This window comes from Bradyrhizobium sp. AUGA SZCCT0177, assembly GCF_018130125.1.
Taxonomy (GTDB): Bacteria; Pseudomonadota; Alphaproteobacteria; order Rhizobiales; family Xanthobacteraceae; genus Bradyrhizobium.
In genome coordinates this window covers 106,175-123,444 of sequence record NZ_JAFCMA010000008.1, presented here as the reverse complement: position 1 = coordinate 123,444, position 17,270 = coordinate 106,175, and the positions used below count along the sequence as shown (strand labels likewise).

22 protein-coding genes are annotated in these 17,270 nt (G+C 63.1%); 13 read left to right on the top strand and 9 right to left on the bottom strand.

Annotation, left to right across the window (positions count from 1 at the left end; translation table 11 throughout):
• Positions 1-8: 8 nt before the first annotated feature.
• Positions 9-1,523, bottom strand: coding sequence for an amidase (locus JQ597_RS11805; RefSeq protein WP_212264335.1), 1,515 nt, complete (start codon positions 1,521-1,523; stop codon positions 9-11).
• 144 nt (positions 1,524-1,667) lie between these two features.
• Positions 1,668-2,846 (bottom strand): substrate-binding domain-containing protein, encoded by a 1,179-nt coding sequence (locus tag JQ597_RS11800; protein WP_502754397.1) that lies wholly within the window; start codon positions 2,844-2,846, stop codon positions 1,668-1,670.
• A 171-nt stretch (positions 2,847-3,017) separates the two neighbouring features.
• On the opposite strand from JQ597_RS11800, the gene JQ597_RS11795 reads away from it, so the two are divergent.
• Positions 3,018-3,455, top strand: a complete 438-nt coding sequence (locus tag JQ597_RS11795; RefSeq protein WP_211996396.1) for a MarR family winged helix-turn-helix transcriptional regulator — start codon at positions 3,018-3,020, stop codon at positions 3,453-3,455.
• Between the two features lie 11 nt (positions 3,456-3,466).
• On the opposite strand, the gene JQ597_RS11790 is transcribed toward JQ597_RS11795, so the two are convergent.
• Together JQ597_RS11790 and JQ597_RS11785 are read right to left on the bottom strand one after the other, a co-directional pair.
• A complete protein-coding gene (locus JQ597_RS11790) occupies positions 3,467-4,279 on the bottom strand; it encodes a helix-turn-helix domain-containing protein (protein WP_212264334.1) in 813 nt (270 codons plus the stop codon).
• A gap of 52 nt (positions 4,280-4,331) precedes the next feature.
• Positions 4,332-5,153 (bottom strand): helix-turn-helix domain-containing protein, encoded by an 822-nt coding sequence (locus tag JQ597_RS11785; protein WP_212264333.1) that lies wholly within the window; start codon positions 5,151-5,153, stop codon positions 4,332-4,334.
• 100 nt (positions 5,154-5,253) lie between these two features.
• Here JQ597_RS11785 and JQ597_RS11780 point away from each other — a divergent pair, with 100 nt between their 5' ends.
• The 7 genes from JQ597_RS11780 to JQ597_RS11750 all read left to right on the top strand — a co-directional run bounded on the left by JQ597_RS11780 (position 5,254) and on the right by JQ597_RS11750 (position 8,201).
• The gene (locus tag JQ597_RS11780) at positions 5,254-5,463 is read left to right on the top strand and encodes a hypothetical protein (RefSeq protein ID WP_312012107.1); all 210 of its coding nucleotides are present in this window, start codon (positions 5,254-5,256) and stop codon (positions 5,461-5,463) included.
• A 39-nt stretch (positions 5,464-5,502) separates the two neighbouring features.
• Complete coding sequence (locus tag JQ597_RS11775; RefSeq protein WP_212264332.1) at positions 5,503-5,901, top strand: hypothetical protein; 399 nt, start codon at positions 5,503-5,505, stop codon at positions 5,899-5,901.
• Between the two features lie 290 nt (positions 5,902-6,191).
• Positions 6,192-6,515 (top strand): ArsR/SmtB family transcription factor, encoded by a 324-nt coding sequence (locus JQ597_RS11770; protein ID WP_192740300.1) that lies wholly within the window; start codon positions 6,192-6,194, stop codon positions 6,513-6,515.
• The gene (locus JQ597_RS11765; protein ID WP_212264331.1) at positions 6,512-6,940 is read left to right on the top strand and encodes an SRPBCC family protein; all 429 of its coding nucleotides are present in this window, start codon (positions 6,512-6,514) and stop codon (positions 6,938-6,940) included. The genes JQ597_RS11770 and JQ597_RS11765 overlap by 4 nt, the downstream gene beginning before the upstream one ends.
• A gap of 55 nt (positions 6,941-6,995) precedes the next feature.
• The gene (locus tag JQ597_RS11760; protein ID WP_212264330.1) at positions 6,996-7,202 is read left to right on the top strand and encodes a hypothetical protein; all 207 of its coding nucleotides are present in this window, start codon (positions 6,996-6,998) and stop codon (positions 7,200-7,202) included.
• A gap of 13 nt (positions 7,203-7,215) precedes the next feature.
• Positions 7,216-7,692 carry a DUF1801 domain-containing protein gene (locus JQ597_RS11755; RefSeq protein ID WP_212264329.1) on the top strand — a complete coding sequence of 159 codons (477 nt, stop codon included), beginning with the start codon at positions 7,216-7,218 and terminating at the stop codon, positions 7,690-7,692.
• A 65-nt stretch (positions 7,693-7,757) separates the two neighbouring features.
• Positions 7,758-8,201 (top strand): DUF1801 domain-containing protein, encoded by a 444-nt coding sequence (locus tag JQ597_RS11750; RefSeq protein ID WP_212264328.1) that lies wholly within the window; start codon positions 7,758-7,760, stop codon positions 8,199-8,201.
• Between the two features lie 26 nt (positions 8,202-8,227).
• Here the strand turns inward: JQ597_RS11750 and JQ597_RS38075 are convergent, their stop codons facing one another.
• Together JQ597_RS38075 and JQ597_RS11745 are read right to left on the bottom strand one after the other, a co-directional pair.
• Entirely contained in the window at positions 8,228-8,362 is a 135-nt protein-coding gene (locus JQ597_RS38075) for a hypothetical protein (protein WP_283813411.1), read from the bottom strand.
• A complete protein-coding gene (locus tag JQ597_RS11745; protein WP_212264327.1) occupies positions 8,359-8,820 on the bottom strand; it encodes a group III truncated hemoglobin in 462 nt (153 codons plus the stop codon). Before JQ597_RS11745 ends, JQ597_RS38075 begins: the two co-directional genes overlap by 4 nt.
• An 84-nt stretch (positions 8,821-8,904) precedes the next feature.
• Between JQ597_RS11745 and JQ597_RS11740 the strand changes: the two genes are divergently transcribed.
• Both JQ597_RS11740 and JQ597_RS11735 read left to right on the top strand, forming a co-directional pair.
• Complete coding sequence (locus JQ597_RS11740; RefSeq protein WP_212204423.1) at positions 8,905-9,339, top strand: RrF2 family transcriptional regulator; 435 nt, start codon at positions 8,905-8,907, stop codon at positions 9,337-9,339.
• A complete protein-coding gene (locus JQ597_RS11735) occupies positions 9,336-9,623 on the top strand; it encodes a DUF6522 family protein (protein ID WP_212264326.1) in 288 nt (95 codons plus the stop codon). The genes JQ597_RS11740 and JQ597_RS11735 overlap by 4 nt, the downstream gene beginning before the upstream one ends.
• A 109-nt stretch (positions 9,624-9,732) precedes the next feature.
• On the opposite strand, the gene JQ597_RS11730 is transcribed toward JQ597_RS11735, so the two are convergent.
• Entirely contained in the window at positions 9,733-10,482 is a 750-nt protein-coding gene (locus JQ597_RS11730) for an SET domain-containing protein (RefSeq protein ID WP_212264325.1), read from the bottom strand.
• Between the two features lie 197 nt (positions 10,483-10,679).
• Here JQ597_RS11730 and JQ597_RS11725 point away from each other — a divergent pair, with 197 nt between their 5' ends.
• Together JQ597_RS11725 and JQ597_RS11720 are read left to right on the top strand one after the other, a co-directional pair.
• Entirely contained in the window at positions 10,680-11,297 is a 618-nt protein-coding gene (locus JQ597_RS11725; protein ID WP_212264324.1) for a hypothetical protein, read from the top strand.
• Positions 11,298-11,544: 247 nt separating this feature from the next.
• Positions 11,545-12,948, top strand: coding sequence for a coiled-coil domain-containing protein (locus tag JQ597_RS11720; protein WP_212264323.1), 1,404 nt, complete (start codon positions 11,545-11,547; stop codon positions 12,946-12,948).
• A 54-nt stretch (positions 12,949-13,002) separates the two neighbouring features.
• On the opposite strand, the gene JQ597_RS11715 is transcribed toward JQ597_RS11720, so the two are convergent.
• Both JQ597_RS11715 and JQ597_RS11710 read right to left on the bottom strand, forming a co-directional pair.
• Positions 13,003-14,871, bottom strand: a complete 1,869-nt coding sequence (locus JQ597_RS11715; RefSeq protein ID WP_212264322.1) for a dihydroxy-acid dehydratase domain-containing protein — start codon at positions 14,869-14,871, stop codon at positions 13,003-13,005.
• Positions 14,872-14,997: 126 nt separating this feature from the next.
• Positions 14,998-15,726 (bottom strand): TetR/AcrR family transcriptional regulator, encoded by a 729-nt coding sequence (locus tag JQ597_RS11710; protein ID WP_212264321.1) that lies wholly within the window; start codon positions 15,724-15,726, stop codon positions 14,998-15,000.
• A 123-nt stretch (positions 15,727-15,849) separates the two neighbouring features.
• Here JQ597_RS11710 and JQ597_RS11705 point away from each other — a divergent pair, with 123 nt between their 5' ends.
• Positions 15,850-17,253 carry a carotenoid oxygenase family protein gene (locus JQ597_RS11705; RefSeq protein ID WP_212264320.1) on the top strand — a complete coding sequence of 468 codons (1,404 nt, stop codon included), beginning with the start codon at positions 15,850-15,852 and terminating at the stop codon, positions 17,251-17,253.
• Positions 17,254-17,270: the final 17 nt, after the last annotated feature.

Below are 17,270 nucleotides of genomic sequence, written 5' to 3'. Positions count from 1 at the left end.
TCGGCTGCTTACATTTTCTTCCAGTCTGCCGCCTGCTCGAAGGCGTGCGCCGCGCGATAGATGGTCGATTCCTCGAAATGCCGGCCGACCAGCATCAGCCCGACCGGGAGGCCGTCGACCATGCCGCAGGGTACCGACATCGCCGGGTGGTGCGTGATGTCGAACGGCGCGGTGTTGGTGATCATCTCGAAGGCGCGCTGGCACACCTCCTCCCGAGAGGCGCCGGGTGCAGGCAACGGCGTCGCCTTCATCGGCGTGGTCGGCATCAGCAGGAGATCGTAATTCGCCAGCACCTTGTCATAGGCCGCGGTGATACGCCGCGAGATGTTGACGGATTTGCCGTAGTAGCGCGGCCCGAAATTATTGTTGATGTAGACGCCAAGCATCAGAAACAGTTTTGTGGTTTCCGAGAGCGAGTCCGCCTGCCCGCGCCAGCCGCGATGAAAATCCATCAGCGACGTCGAGTACAGATCCGAGCGGCTAAGACCATAGCCGTCGCCGAACATCATGGTCTGGGCGATGCCTTCGGCGCCGATCGGCGTCCAGACCGCCGGTGCCACCATGTGCATCGGGATTGAAACCTGTTCGACTGTCGCGCCGAGGCTCGCCAGCCGCTTCGCCGCTTCCATCACGCTCCTGTTGACGTCGGCTTCGGCGCCGACCTGCTCAAAACCTTCCTTGACGATGGCGATCTTCATGCCCTTGATACCGGCGCCCAGCGCCTTGGTGTAATCCTCCACCTTGGGCGACTTGATCCGCGGGTCGTAGCCGTCGTCGCCGGCGATCACTTCGAGCAACAGCGCGTTGTCGGCGACATTGGCGGTCATCGGCCCGGTGTGATCAACGAAAATCTCGATCGGCATGATACCGGTATAGGGCACGAGGCCCCAGGTCGGCTTCATGCCGTAGGTGCCGCTGAAGGACGACGGCATCCGGATCGATCCGCCCTGGTCGCCGCCGATCGCCATATCGACTTCGCCGAGCGCGACCACGACCGCGCTGCCCGAGGACGATCCGCCTGCGGAATAGCCCATCTTGTGCGGGTTGTGCACCGGACCGGTCGAATTGGTATGACTGCCGCCGGAGATGCAGAACGATTCGCAATGCACCTTGCCGGCAATCTCGGCGCCGGCATCGAGCATGCGCGTGACGATGGTGGCGTCGAAATCCGGCACATAGCCTTCGAGCGTCGCGGAGCCGTTCATCATGGGCACGCCGGCCAGCATGATGTTGTCCTTCAGCGCCACGACCTTGCCCTTCAGCTTGCCGCTGGCGGCGCCCTTGACGGTCGATTTGCGGTACCAGGCGTTGCGCGTATTTTCTTCCGGCGACGGGCGATAACCGGGGGTCCGCGGGTACTTCACGATCGGGACTTCGTCGGCCATTGCGCCCACGGCGTTGTAGGCATCGACCGAGCCCTGCATCAATCCGCGGAAGGAAGCGACGTCCTCATCGGTCAAGGCCAGACCGCATTGGTCGGCAACCGCGCGCAGCTGATCGGGAGTAGGAAGCGCTACTGTCACGATGGATTCTCCTGTTTCTTTGACGGCTCGCGAAGGAAATTGCGAAGGGCCCCAACCCCACACCCATCACTAGAAACGGAAATGTTTTCCTTTTCAAGGATTATTTTGCAACGCCTCCCGTTGCGAAGGGTTACGCGTTCGCGGTCAGAACTGTTTGATCAGCCGGAAGTCCAACCCGTTGGCGGCGGCAAGATAGATCGGCATCCTGGCGCTGCCGCGGCGAATGCCGATGTTGCCTCGCGCGCCTTGATAGTCCACGTTCGCAGCCGCCGAGAGCAACGGCTGGCGCGCCAGCGATCCTGCGCGCGCTGCGACCGTCTCCAGAAACCGCAGCCCCTCGTAGTTCGACTGCGCGATCGAACCGATCGGCGGCGCGTGGCGACCGAACGTGGCTTCGTACTGGCAGCGGAAAGCGTCGTTCTCGCGCGACGCCTTGTCGATAAAATAGCCGGACGCGCAGAACAGGTTTTCGGTATTGTCGGCGCCGATCCCGAGCAGCACGGTCTCGTCCATCGCGCCGGCCAGGCGCAGCATGCGGGAGCCGAGCCCCTGCTCGCCAAAGGTACGGTTGAACACGACGCTGTCGGCGCCGATCAACGTGATCAGCACCACGTCGGGTTTCGCGGCCCGGATCCGCGCCAGCTGGTTGCCGTGATTGTGCTCGCCGATCGGCACGAACTCTTCGCCGACGACACGCCCGCCTGCGTCCGCGATGTATTTTTTGATCGCCTTGTGGGACAGCCATGGCCAGACATAGTCGCTGCCGATCAGATACCAGCTCGCTGCCTGCTTGGTGTTGGCGAGCCACTCGATGGCCGGGCGCCATTGCGCCCCCGGCGTCTCGCCGATGGCCATGACGCCGGGCGTCCGCTCGCCACCCTCATAGACCGGCGTGTAAAGGTAGGGAATGTGACCGGCGACGACCTTGCGCAGCGCCACCCTGACCGCGCTGATATGCGAGCCCATGATGAGATCGGCGTCTTCGGACGCGACAATGTCGGAAGCGGTGCGCGTCACGTCGTCGATATCGCCACCGGTGTCATGGAACGCGACTTCGATTTCGCGGCCGAGAATGCCGCCGCGGCGGTTGATCTCGGAAATGCCCAGCAGCGTACTGTTGATGGAGGCCGGACCCCAGATTCCCGACGGACCGGACAGCCCGACAAAATTGGCAATCCGCAACTTCTTGCGGTCGCGGCGCGCCCGGAACGGGCCAAGCGCCGGCTCCGAGGTGCCCGTCCCCATCCCCGGAAACCCCTTGAGCAGCAGTTCCGGCGGCACCGGCGGCCCACCGAACTTTTCTAATTGCGGCAACGAGAGCAATTCGCTCTCCTTTCAGCTTCTTTTAGTCCGGCGCCATCAGACTACCATCGGCAAGGTGATCAGCAACAAAAATCCTAGTGGAAAATATTGAATATTCAACGATTCCCGTGCATAGAGTTCAAGCAAGAGCGCTAAATATTCATCCAAAACTCCATTACGCAGTTCAAAGCCTTGGCCAAATCGCCCAGTAAACCCATCACCGAGCATCTCGCCTACCTGCTTGCGCAGGCCAACCGGGAGATCAATCGCCAGCTCGACGCGCGCTTCCGCAAGGAAGGCGTGCCGGTCGAGCAATGGCGCATCCTGAAGGTGTTGTCGGACGGCAAGGGCCACTCGATGGGTGAACTTGCCGAAGCGGTGCTGCTCAATCATCCGACGCTGACCAAGATGGTCGACCGGATGGTGTCGGATGCCCTCGTCTACCGGGTCCAGGATGCCGACGACCGGCGCAAGGTCTTGATGTTCTCCTCCGACCGCGGCAAGGCGCTGACCCAGCGCCTGAACTCGCTGGCGCTGAGCCAAGAGGCCTTCATCGCCGAGAATTACGGCAACAAGGCCACGGCGGATTTGAAACGCCTGCTGGAAAGCCTGATCGAGAAGGCGAACTGAGCGGTCGGCGGTTACGCCGCCAGTGCGACGAGAATGGCCTCGGACGCTTCATCCGCCGGCATGAACATTTCCACGCGCAGTTCCTGCAGCGTGACGTCCTGCGGTGTGCCCAATGTCAACACCGCGCCGATCAGGCCGACCGAGACATCGCCCTTGCGCAGCCGCACCTCGCATAGCGGGCCCGGGGTTTCGTGCTCGTCGAACTGCGCGACCGGCAGGTCGGGCAATTTCAACAATTCGCGCCAGGTCGATAGCAGCGCCAGATCGAGCGGCGCGGCCATCGCCTCGTGGCGGGCGCGGACCAGCAGTGCGGACGCGACCTTCGGCCAGTTTTCGACATAGGGTCGCAACTCGTCGGGTGAAAGAAACATCCGCATGTGATTGAGCGGACGCGCCATGCGCTCTGCCCCGAGCAGCATCGTCATCAGCCGCGTCGCCGCGCCGTTGGCCTGCAGCACGTTCCAGCGCCGGTCGGTGACGATGGCGGGAAACGGTTCGTGCCGGCGCAGCAGCAGATCGATGGCGCGTTTGGCGTCGGCGACTTCGGGCGCTGCAAGATCGCGCTCGCCATATTGTCGCGCAAAGCCGCCGGACTCCAGCAGCGCATTGCGGTCGCGCAGCGACAGGCCCAGCGCGGATGCCAGTTGCAGCAGGATCTCGCGGCTCGCCACCGCCTTGCCGGTTTCGACGTAACTCAAATGCTTGATCGAGATGCCGGCTTCGAACGCCAGATCAGCCTGGCTCATGGCCCGGCGATTGCGCCAGCCGCGCAGGAGATCGCCGATCGGATTGGCGGGCAGCCGTGCATGTTGGCGGGAGTCCATACGGCGATTATGCGAAGGGCGGACGCGCCTGTAAACGCCCGCGGTGTCGCGGTCAGGTGAGCGCTGCCGCGATCTCCCGCATCCGCCGCGTGGTCAGGTCGTCCGCCGGGAAAAACGTCTCCAGCGCCAGTTCCGACAGCGTGACGTCGACCGGCGTACCAAAAATCATCGTGGTCGAAATGAAGCTCAGCACCTCGCCACCCAGCCGAAACTTGAAGGGAATCGCGACATTGTCCGGCGAGAGCGGGCCGGATCGCGCCGGCATCGGATAGGCCTTCAGCTCCGCGTAGAGTTTTAGGAGTTCGGGATCGGCGGTCGCCTCGCATTGGCGGTGCAGCCGTTCCAAGAGATGACTGCTCCATTCGGCGAGGTTGACCGTGCGCGGCGCCAGCGCTTCGGGATGAAAGGCCAGCCGCAGGATATTGAAGGGCTGGCCCAGCAGCCGCGCCGGAATGCCCTCGAGCAGCGGCGCCACCATGCGGTTCGCGGTGACCAGATTCCAGTGCCGGTCATAGGCCAGCGCCGGATTGGGCTCGTGCGCCTTCAAGACAAGGTCGATCGCCGTCCGCGCCGCTTTCAGCGCGGGATCGTCCAGCGAGCGCTGCGGAAAGGCGGGAGCAAAGCCGGCCGCCACCAGCAAGACGTTGCGTTCGCGCAAGGGCACCTCCAGGCGTTCGGCCAGCTTGAGCACCATCTCGCGTGACGGCGCGGCGCGGCCGGTTTCGACGAAACTCAAATGACGCGCCGAAATCTCGGCATCGCCGGCCAGATCGAGCTGGCTGAGATGACGGCGCTGCCGCCATTCGCGCAGGTGATCGCCGATATGGACGGGCTGGGGACGTTCGGCTCGCGCCGTGGAAGCATGTGCGTTCATGGTGGAAACCTACCATGCGAATTTCTCAGCTTCCATTACCTCCGACGTAATCGAATTGGGTCGCGGACGGGGTCATCTTCGTGAGCACAGGAGATGACCCATGCTGATGCTTCCTCTGTTTCTGCTCATCGTTCGCGCCCTGCATAATCTGGCGGTCTGGGCGCTGGCCCGTTCCCTCAACATGCCGGAACCCCTGGTGCACGACACCGGCGTCTTCGTGGTCGCGCAGGTGCAGACGATCGAGAACCGGATCGGCGAGGCGCTGTCCCCGATGCGGCGCTGGCGTCAGTTCCGGTCCTGGTTCCGCTAACCCCCAACCACCCACCCCGTAAAACCAAAGGAGAGAACTATGATCAACCCATCCTCATTCCTGAGCCGCGCTCTGCTTGCCGACGCCGTCTTCAGCGGCGTCGCGGCGGTGCTCCTCACGCTCGGCGCCGGCGTGCTCGCGCCGTTCCTCAATCTGCCGGAAGCCCTGCTGCGCGAGAGCGGGCTGTTTCTCATCGCCTACACCGCGCTGGTCGGCTGGCTCGGCACACGGCAATCGGTGCTGAAGGCTCTGGTGCTGCTGGTGATCGTGGGCAACGCCGCGTGGACGCTGGGCAGCATCGCCCTGCTGTTCTCGGGCGCAGTCAGCCCGAACCTGCTCGGCATCCTCTTCGTGGTCGCGCAGGCGATTGCAACCGGCGTGTTTGCCGAGTTGCAATATATCGGACTGCGCAAGAGCGGCGGCGAGGTGACCGCCTGAGCTGAACGCGAATTGAGAACGCGCCCGATGACAGGCTCTTGTCATCGGGCGCGAATTAGCGTGGGCCGCTGGCGCCCTTGCGCCCTCCCGCTGAATGCATAACCAACGGGGTATGTTAATTCTCGGCCGCCCCACGTCCTGCCCAGGTACGCCCACCTACCTTCACTGGCTCATATTGGCCGCGGAACCTGCTTCTGACACAATCTTTCAGCCGCTCCTTATTCCCCGCTTGACTAACATATATCCCGATGGTTATACGTAGACCCATAGCCAACGGGTTATCGATACCAATGCCAAACGTTCATGACGTGCTGTTTAGAACACTCGCCGATCCAACGCGGCGGGCGATCTTCGAGCGGCTGTGCCGCGACGGCGAGCAGACGGTCGGGGCCCTGACGGCGCGCGCCGGCGTCTCGCAGCCGGCCGTCTCGAAGCATCTCGGCGTCCTGAAGCAGGCCGGGCTGGTGCGCGACCGCCATGAAGGACGACAGACCCATTACAGCGCGCAGCTCGGCGCGCTTTCGCCGCTGATCGACTGGACCAGCCAGATGGCCGGCTTCTGGCAAAACCGGTTCGACGACCTCGAAGATCTCCTCAAAAGGATGGACCAATGAACACTGCGACCGAAACGCGCTCCGTCATCGTCGAACGCGAAATCCCCCATCCGCCGGAAAAGATCTGGCGGGCGCTGACGCAACCGCATTTGATCGAGGAGTGGCTGATGAAGAACGACTTCAAGCCCGTCGTGGGTCACAATTTCAATCTGCGCGGCGAGTGGGGCGGCGTGCTGGACTGCGAGGTTCTCGCCGTCGAGCCGAATAAAAAGCTGACCTACACCTGGAATTTCAAGCACGAACAAGCGGCCTACAATCTCAGCAGCGTCGTCGCCTGGACGCTCACGCCGACACGCACCGGAACCCTGCTGCGCATGGAGCAGTCGGGCTTCCGGCCGGATCAGCCGCAGGCCTATGGCGGCGCCAAGGCGGGCTGGCAGGAGTTCTTTGCAAAGCTGGAGCAGATGCTGGCGAAGGCGGAGTGAAGCCTGCAGGCTACGCCTGAGGGTTATTCAAGGTACGTAACAAGAGGAGATTCCATTGAACGGGAACATCTGGATTCGACAGATCCACCGCTGGCTGTCCCTTGCCTTTACGGTGACCGTCATCATCAACTTCATCGCCGTGGCAATGGGGACGCATGCCGACTGGCTCGGCTTCCTGGCGCTGCTGCCGCTCTTCCTGCTTCTGTTCAGCGGTTTGTACTTGTTCGCGCTGCCCTATGCCGCCAAATGGCGCAGCGGCTGATGCAGGAGTGGATATGAAGGCGGGCAAGACGTCGCGGAAGCCGGCGAAGAAGGTTGCAAAGAAGACAGTTGCAAAACGGGTTGCCGCGAAGCCGAAGCTGCTATCGGGCGGCAATCCGCAAATCGCCAAGGCCTACGGCGACGCTCCGGTGCAAGCCTATATCGCGGCCATGCCGGGCTGGAAAAGCGATGTCGGGCGCCGCCTCGACGCGCTCATCACGCGCACCTTCCCCGGCGTGTACAAGGCCGTTAAATGGAACTCGCCGCTATACGGTATCGAGGGCGAGGGCTGGTTCCTCGGCATCCATGTCTTCACGAGATACGTCAAGGTGGCGTTCTTCCGCGGCACGTCGCTGCGCCCTGTTCCGTCCGGCGCTTCCAAGCAGAAGGAAGTGCGCTACCTCGACATCCACGAGGATGACCAGCTCGACGAAGCTCAACTCGCCGCTTGGGTGAAGCAAGCCAGCCAATTGCCCGGCGAGCGAATGTGAGCGGGTGAGCGGATGCCAAGTGAGCAGCTCGCGACCAGCGATACTGATGTAACAGACGAGGGAAAATGACCGCGAAGAAAGCAACACCGGCCAAGAACATCAGCAAGAGCGCATCGAAGGAAGGAAACGAAGGCGAGTCCCCTTCCCGGCTGATCGACATCAAGATCAAGGAACTGGGCGACTGGCGAGGCAAGACGCTGGCCGGTGTCCGCGCGCTGATCAAACAGGCCGTGCCCGATGTGGTTGAGGAGTTGAAGTGGCGCGGCGTTCCGGTCTGGTCGCACGACGGCATCATCTGCACCGGCGAGACCTATAAGAGCGCCGTGAAGCTGACTTTCGCCAAGGGCGCTTCGCTCAAGGACCCGTCAAAGCTGTTCAACTCCAGCCTCGAAGGCAACACCAGACGCGCCATCGACATCCATGAGGGCGTTGAAATCAATGCGGAAGCCTTCAAGACGCTGATCCGCGCCGCGGCGGCGCTGAACAGCTCGAAGAAAAAGGCGCGCTAGCCTGGTCCGGCTACACGCGTTGGCGGCTAGCTCAACGCCAAAGCCGCGAACATTCCTCCCAGCGTCAGGACTAGCCCGATGACAAGCATCGGCACGAGGCTGTTGCCGGAATAGGGATCAGCCTGATCCTTGCTTGGTATCGCACGCGTCTGATTGGTCATTGAACCGCTCCTGTTTCGTTGCGCCGAAATCTCTCGCCGGGTGCGAGCATGACGCCCTGCCCGCTGGCGATGCCCAATTCGAGGCTTGCCGCGATCCGCCGCGCCCGTTCGACGAAATGGGCTGCGGCCACCGGCGGACAGATTTCGCCGGCCGCAGCCTCGAACAGTTCGAGCCAGCGGTCGAAATGACCGGCGTCGACCGGCAGCGGCATATGCTTGACCATGGGCGTGCCGTGATAGCGGCCCGACATCAGCGCCACCGACGACCAGAACGCGCACATCTGTTGCAGATGCGGCTCCCAATCCGAAATGCGCGCCTCGAACACCGGCACCAGCATCGGATCGCTGCGGACTTTTGCGTAGAAGCCCCGCACCAGCCGTTCGATCATGGCTTCCGTGATGCCGGTTCTTTCCATGATCTCGGCGGTGATCGCCTCACGCCGTTCTGCCCCTGTCATTACGGGTATCCTTAAATAGGTATTTCAAATGCATATTTAGACGGCTATAAATGCTCTGCCAAGTCACATTTCTGAGGGCCTCCCATGCGCCTGACATCGTTCACCGATTTTGCCCTGCGCGCCCTGATGCGGCTGGCGGGCGAGCCGGCGCGCTCGTTCGCCACGAGCGAGATCGCGGCCGAGTTCGGCATCTCGCGCAATCATTTGGCCAAGGTGGTGCGGGATCTCGCCGATGGCGGCTTCATTTCGACCCAACGCGGCGTCGGCGGCGGGTTCAGCCTGGCGCGGCCGCCGCAATCGATTACGCTCGGCGAAGTCGTGCGCGCGCTGGAAGGCGAAGCGCTGGTCGAGTGTTTTCGTGAGGATGGCGGTTGTTGCTCCCTGCTGCCGCGCTGCCGGCTGAAAGGGAAACTTGCCGCCGCGCGCGAAGCCTTCATGCGCGAACTCGACGGCACCACTCTGGCGGAATGCGCCTATCCCGCGCGATCCAAAGCGAGCCCGGCGCGAGGTGCCGCATGAAGCCGATCGAGTTTGCCGATGGCGAAGTGCAGATCGATGCGTCGATCGTCGCCGAAGGTCTCGGCATCGCGCTGCCGCGGCTCAAGGAAGGCATGCGCGCGGGCACGATCACCAGCGTTTCCGAGCGTGGCGTCGATGCGGATCAGGGGCGGCATCGCCTGACGTTCTTCTCCGAGCATCGGCGCTTTCGCGTCGTGGTCGACGCGTCGGGCGCGATCGTTCAGCGCTCGGCGGTAGATTTCGGGGTTTCGTCGTTGCCGCAGTCGGCGCGGAAGCCGGGCTAGTAATCGTCATTCCGGGGTGCGAAGCGAACCCGGAATCTCGAGATTCCCCGATGTGCAATTGCACATCTGAGGTCTGGTCCTTCGGACCATCCCGGAATGACGGACGGATTTACGCCGTCGCCCGGCTTTCCCTGGCTTGCTGCGGCTTTGCCAGAATACCGGACCGTGCAGTCGGGGTCTTGCGGGCGTGTCCGTTCAGCGACTTGCCGTTCAAGGCCTTGCCGTTCAAGGATTTGCCGTTGAGCCTGGCGCCGTTCGTCTTGGCTCCATTCGCCTTGGTGCCATTCTTGGCAACCAGCTTCTGCTTGTCTTTCTCGCTGGCCTTTGCTTTGGCCTTGCGTGCCCTGGCGGCCTTCGCCTTTTGCTTCTCGGCTTCCTTCAAAGCCTTCCGCTCCGCCTTGGCCTTGAGGCGAAGCTTCTCCGCCCTCGCCTCGGCGCGCTTCTTCTTGCGCTTCTTTTCGCATGCCGCGCATTTGCAGCCGATCGGCTTCAGATAGGCTTTGAAATAGTCGGTGCCGTAATCGTAATTGATCTCATCGCCCGGCTCGATGTTCTTGATGGCGCGGATGATGACCTTGCGCTTGCGCGGCTTGACGTCGGATTCCGCGTTCGGCTTGCAGGCATGGTTGATGTAGCGGGCGACGTTCGCGCGCACCGAACCGTCGATGGTCCAGCGGTTGGTCAGCTCGAACAGATATTTGTTCTCGATCGCGTCGTCTTTTTTCTTCTTCGAATCCAGTAGCGGGCCAAAATAGCGGACGATCTTGGCGCCCTTTTTGATCGGCTTGGTGGCGAAGAGGCCAAGCCCGGTGCGGGAGCGGCCGACGCGGAAGGGTTTGTTCGGAGATACGGTAGCCATGACGATTGAATTACTGACACGCTGGTGAGTGAAAGGAACGGCGAAGCTGCTCTTCTAGGACGATTCCGCGCCGATGTCAGGTATTTCGCTTGGCTTCCTTGAACCTTCCCCAGATTGCACACGTCAGAATGTCATGGTTCCCCAAAGGCCGGGGATGGCCCAGGGGACCTCAAGGGGGCGGCAAGGGACGCCAAGGGATGAAACGCCTCCGCAATCTGCATTTGACGGCATTGGCCGGTGCGGCATGCGCCGTGCTTGGCCTGTTTTCACCCGCAAATGCCCAGACATTCAGCAGCAGCTATACGTCCACGGCGCCGAAGGATTGCCGCATGATCGGCAAGCCCAGCGAACTCGACGGCAGCACGACGCGGGTCTGCCAGGGCACAGCGGGCCTGGTGGTGCTGATCAGCGAAGGCGACTTACGCGAAACCGTCTCGGTCGGCCGCAACCGCGCCGCGGCGGCCAAGGAGCCGGCCGCGCAAGGCTGGTTCGGCCCGTTCAACTCGACCACCCACACCGTCGAATGGCGGGCGATGGACGGCAAGCCGTTCGCGATCATCCAGCGCTGGCACATCGCCGACAACAGCGATCCGGACAAGGAAGGCCGCCCCACCGCCAAGCCGATGCTGGCGGTGACCAGGCTGCCGCCCGGCGCCGTCTGCCACGTCGCCTATATCGATGCACAGGCCAACCCAAATCCCAACGAACTCGCCCGCAAGGCCGCAGACGAGGTCGCGCGCAGCTTCACCTGCGGCAAGGATGAAGTGAAGGTAATCGGCGAGACCGGCCGCGCCGTAAGCATGGCGAAGCGCTAGTGGATGACGTCTGGCGCCTGGCGCCGTTCGGACACGCGACCCTACCGGCCTTCTCTCCATGGACGCGCCCGGGTTGCGGCGCCAAGTCGCGTGTGCCGGCGCCGTAAGACTACCGCCCGACCTTAAAAGCCGTTATGGTTCCCGACCAAAAGGGGGACGTAGATTTGCGGAAACGGGCATCCAACCCGGTTCGCCCCAAAGAAATATCCCTTCAATCGATTACGACACAGTTTGATTAGATCGCGGTATGTGGTTTCCGATCATCGCCTGGATAGTGCTGTTCAGCGCTTGCGCGTTTTTTGCAGGCGCGACATTGGGACTCGATCCAGCCCAAATATCGGTTCAGCTAGCGGCGTTGCCAGGTCCCCAGCGGTTCGCGCTCGGCGCCATCATGCTGACCACCTTGTCGCTGATCGGCTCATCCGTCTGGCAAGCCTACGGCCTGGCACGCCAGAACAAGTTATTGCGGGATCGTCTGAGGGGCCTGCGACAAGGGGTTCTGGCCGCGCATGATGCGCAAGCTGGATTCGACTCGTCGGTCCAGCATCTCGCCAAGAGTGACCCCGAAGAAGCCATCGTATCGCTTCAGACGACGCTCGCGGACACTGAAAAACGGATAGCCGAACAGCAGAGCCGGTACGATTCCGTTGATCTCCATGAGCGGCTTGAAGAAATCCGGCGCCGCCAGCAGGCCCTTCGGGAGACGGTCGGCGTCGTATCGGAAAAGCGGCGCGTTGCCGAGCCTGTATTCAGCGAATTGAAGGACCGGCTGCGTCAGCTCGAGCGGTGGCTCACTGAGCTGGAGACCGACGACAACAAGAAAAACCTCGGCGATCGCGTCAACGAACTGGACCAAAGCGTATCAGCGATTCACGACCGTCACGGTGTGCTGCAGCAGTCACTGGCGACGCTCAACCGCTTCAAGGAAGAACTGGCCAAGACCCACGCAGAGCTTGTACCCGTGCGCACGCCGGAAACGGGGATCAACGCCCTCATTACCGAGCTGCGCTCATCCGGCGACCAGTTGACCAGGATGCTGGATGAACTCGAATCCAGCGGGGATGAAAAGCTCAGCCTGCGGGTCGAGAGCCTCTCGAAGAACAAGGTCGAGATCGAGCAGCGGGTCGCGCACGTTGATGATTGCCTCCATATTCTGGACGCTATTCGCCTTGACCTGGAAGAGCTCAGGGAACGTCGGACGCATCTGGAGCGCTCACTTGCGGCGATTGAGACGGATTCCAGCGGCGCCAGCCTGCTCGACCGCCAGAACGCGCTGAACGAATTCATCGTCGACTGCCGATTGCGTCTCCGGAGCTTGCAGGATTTTTCGGCGACGCTGGGTCAGTTCAAGGAGGAACTGGCGACGTCGCAGGCCGGACTGGCGCCGCTGCAGGGACCGGTCTACGGGATCGAGGCGTTGATCGCTGAAGTGAATATCGGTCACGCGATCCTGAGCAAGACGCTTGGCGAGATCGAACTGAAGGGCGATGAAGGGCTGGCCTCGCGCGTGGACGCGATCGCCACCAACAAGACCGAGCTCGACGCGAGAATTTCCAGGATCTTCGAAGATTTTCAGAAGCTCGATTCGATGCGGAAGAATATCGGCGAGATGTTCACGAGCATCCGAGGCACTCTCAATAGAATAGGTTGAGCGCCTTCCGCGCCCCAGAGGGCGCGGCTTCCAGCACATCCAATCGGCCGCTTCCTAAAACGCCTTCTCCGCCTCCGGCCGGTGCTTGTTCTTCGGCACGAAGCCCGAGCGTGTGGCTTCACGGGGGTAACGCACCCAGACCTCGCGATTGGGATGCAGGCCGCCGCCGCGGGTGGCCGGCACGGCAGAAAGCCGCGCGCGGTGCAACAGGCGGGTGTCGGCGACGCCGCAGTTCGGGTGCAGGCCGCCGTTGGCCGCCACGACCTTGTCCCAGGCGGCCTTGCGCGCCTTCAGAACGGCAGGATCCGCAAGCGCCGTGCAGTTGAGTTCGTTCTTGTTGAGATCGGCGATGATCTCGTCGCCGTCCTCGACGAAGGCGATGGGGCCGCCGAGGCCGGCTTCGGGGCCGACATGGCCGATGACGAGGCCGACCGATCCGCCAGAGAACCGCGCGTCGGTCATCAGCGCCACCACGATGCCGCGCTCGCGGCACAGCGTGGTGATGCGCGAGGTGGGATCGAGCATTTCCGGCATGCCGGGCGCGCCGCTCGGACCCTCGTAGCGTACGATGATCATGTCGTTGTTCTCAAAGCGCTCGGGATGCTTGTCGAGCGCCGCAAGCAGGCCCTGCTCGCCTTCGAACACGCGCGCTCGGCCGCGGAACAGATTGTTTTCCAGCCCGCCTTCGACGCCGGCAAGCTTCAGGATCGCCGAGAATTCCGGCGACAGATTGCCGCCGAGAACGCGCAGGCCGCCGGTCGGCTTGTAGGGCTTGGCGACGGTGTAGATGACAGTGCCGTCGGCGGGTTTGGTGCCGAGCCGCTTGACCTGCTCGGCCAGCGTTTCGCCGGTGCAGGTCATTACGTCGCCATTGAGCAGTCCAGCCTCCAGCAGTTCGCGCACGATCACCTGCACGCCGCCGACGCGGTCGATATCGACCATCGAATATTTGCCGTACGGCCGGGCGTCGGTGAGGACAGGCACGACGTATTGCGACAGATGATTGAACTCGGCCGGCGTCATCACCTCTTTCCAGAAGTCCGCGAAGCCTGCGGCGCGCGCGATCTCCGGCGCATGCAGCGTGACGTTGGTGGAGCCGCCGATCGCCATCGCGACAATCACGGCGTTGCGGATCGAGTCGCGGACCACGATGTCGCGCGGCTTGAGGCCCTTCGCGATCATCTGCGCGAGGTAGCCGACGAGCTGGTCCGGAAACTCCTTGAGGCGGCGGGGATCGTCGGACGGCGGCGCCACCATGTGCAGCGGCTGCATGCCGACGACGCCGATGAAGGTCTGCATGGTGTTGTAGGTGAACATGCCGCCGCAGCTGCCGTAGCCGGGACAGGCATGGCAGGCGATGTGGTGGCGGTATTCCGCATCAGGGTTGCCGGCGACCTGGTAGGCGCTGACGATGTCGAGCTTCTCGCCGGTGTTCGGATCGGTGCCGGGATGGATCGCGCCGTCGGACATGATGATCGCGGGCTGATTGTGCTCGAGCAGCGCGGCCAGCGTGCCGACCGGCGGCTTGTCGCAGGCGACGACGGCGATGGTGCCGAGGAGCCCAGTGGCCTCCAGATGTTCGCACAGCGCATCGTGGGTAATTTCACGCCCGATCAGCGAGTAGCGCATTTCGCGCGTCCCGTTGCGGATGCCGTCCGAGGTGGCGATGGTGTATTCCGGCTGGACCAGGCGCAGCTTCATCTGGCCGGCGCCCTTGCCGACATGGCTCTTGAGGCTGGCGTGGATCGCATCGACCTTCGCCATCACCCCCATGTAGCACTGGCTGTCGCCCTTGGTGCCGACCACGCCGACCGACGGCTCGTGGATCAGGTCCTGATCGGCGCCAAGTACGCGCGCGATCCCGATGGTCTGGGCCGTGCGGCCGGGATGACGATCGATGAGGACGGCTTTGGAGTCTGTCACGGCTAGTTCCTTCCCGGCGGGGCTCGTTCGGTCGATATTAGAAACGATTTAAGCCGCACCTTATAGAGCGCCGACCTGCGGGAAGTCACGCGGAAGTCACATGCCCGATAGCTGGTATGCTGCCACCTAGGCCCCCGGCGGCCGGGGCACGGCCCCGCGCAGCATCGCGTCCAGCAGCTGGTCGGCGGACGTACCCTCGGGCAACCGCTCCAGAATGCCCGTGAGCCGGCCGTCAAGCAGCAGCGTGGTAAAACCATGCACCAGCGACCACGCGCGTGCGATGGCGGCGGCCTGATCCAGCGAGATTCCATCCTGTGGAATCTGCTCGTGCCGGCTGGCGCCGACACCGCGGGTCAGCCCTGCGAACGCGGCATCGGAAGCCTCATGCAGCGAGGGACGCGAATAATCCAGCCGTGCGCTGCGGAACATCACGCCGTACATACCGGGATGCGCCTGCGCGTAGGCGACGTAGGCTTTGGCGCTCGCCAGCCCCTTCATGATCGGCAGCGTCTCGCTGTTGCCGGCGGCGGTCATGGCTTCGTTGAACATCCGAAAGCCGATCGCCGCGAGTTCGCTGACAAGGCCGGTGAGATCGCCGAAATGATGGGTCGGTGCGGCATGCGACACGCCGGCCTCGCGCGCCACCGCGCGCAGCGTCAGCCCCGCCAGTCCGTCGCGCTCCAGCACCCGCTCGGCTGCCTGCAGAAGGGCCTCGCGCAGGTCGCCATGATGGTAGGGGGTATCGCCCGGTGATTTGCGCCGCCGCACGGCGGGCCGTTCGGCAGCCGCCCTCGCCGGTTTGCGGGTCCGCGCGACGGTGCGAACGACTTTGCTTTCTCTCGATGTTTTGGCCATTTGAACCCCTTGCGAATCCTTATAGCCGCAATTTTTACACTGTAAAGATTTTGCTTGACGATGGCTGGCATGCCCTGTAGTCATATCTTTACGTTGTAAAGATCAAACCGGGAGGAAGCGACGATGCTCGATCAAGTGGCGACCAACGCGGCGCGGACCAATCTGGCGCCTATACCGATGGAATGCGACGCACCGTTCCTGAAGGTGACCGGCGAATTGCCGCGCGAGCTCAACGGCACGCTTTATCGCAACGGCCCCAACCCGCAATTCGAAGCGCCCGGCGCGCATTGGTTCGTCGGCGACGGCATGCTGCACGCCTTCCATCTCGAGAACGGCCGCGCCAGCTATCGCAACCGCTGGGTCCGCACCCCCAAATGGCAGGCCGAGCATGATGCCGGCCGCGCGTTGTTCGGCGGCTTCGGCCGCAAGCTGCCGGGAGCGCCCGCCGATGTCACCAATGACGGCGGCGTCGCCAACACCAACATCATCTTCCACGGCGGCCGCCTGCTGGCGCTGGAAGAAGGCCATATGCCGACCGAGATCGAACCGGGCACCCTGGAGCGTATGGGCTATTGCGACTACAAGGGCGCGATCGCAGGCCCCTTTACGGCGCATCCCAAGATCGACCCCGTCACCGGCGAGATGGTTTTCTTCGGCTACAACGCCGCGGGGCCGCTGACCCCTGCCCTCTCGTTCGGATCGGTCAACGCCTCAGGCGTGGTGACGCGGTTCGATCGCTTCGAAGCGCCTTATGCCAGCATGGTGCACGACTTCATCGTCACCGAAAACCACATGTTGTTTCCGATCCTGCCGATCACCGGCAGCATGGAGCGGGCAATGCGCGGCAAGCCGCCTTACGCCTGGGAGCCGGAGAAAGGCGCCTATGTCGGCGTCATGAAGCGCACCGGCTCGGCGAAAGACATCGTCTGGTTCCGCGCCGAGAGCTGCTACGTGTTCCACGTCATGAACGCGTGGGAGGAAGGCGGCCGCATCGTCGCCGACGTGATGCAGTTCGAGGAAGCGCCACTGTTCACCCACCCCGACGGCTCGCCGACGGACCCCGAAAAATCGCGCGCTCGCTATTGCCGCTGGACCTTCGATCTCTCGGGGAATACCGACCGCTTCACGCAAACCTATCTCGACGATCTCACCGGCGAATTCCCGCGCATCGACGATCGGCGCGCGGGCCTTGCCAGCAACCACGGCTGGTACGCCTGCGCCAATCCTGACCTGCCGATGTTCGGCGCGCTGTCCGGCATCGTGCATGTCGACGGCCGTGGCAAGCGGCTCGGCAAATATCACCTGCCCGCCAGCGACACCATTTCCGAAGCCGTGTTCGTCGAGCGCGGCGAAGACGCCGCCGAGGGCGATGGCTGGCTGCTCGCCGCCGTCTGGCGCGCGCGGGAAAACCGCAGCGACCTTGCGGTGTTCAACGCGCAAGATGTCGAAGCCGGACCGGTGGCGCTGGTGCATCTCGGTCATCGCGTGCCCGATGGTTTCCATGGCAATTGGGTGAGTGCGACCTGAGGGTCCTCCCGTCATTC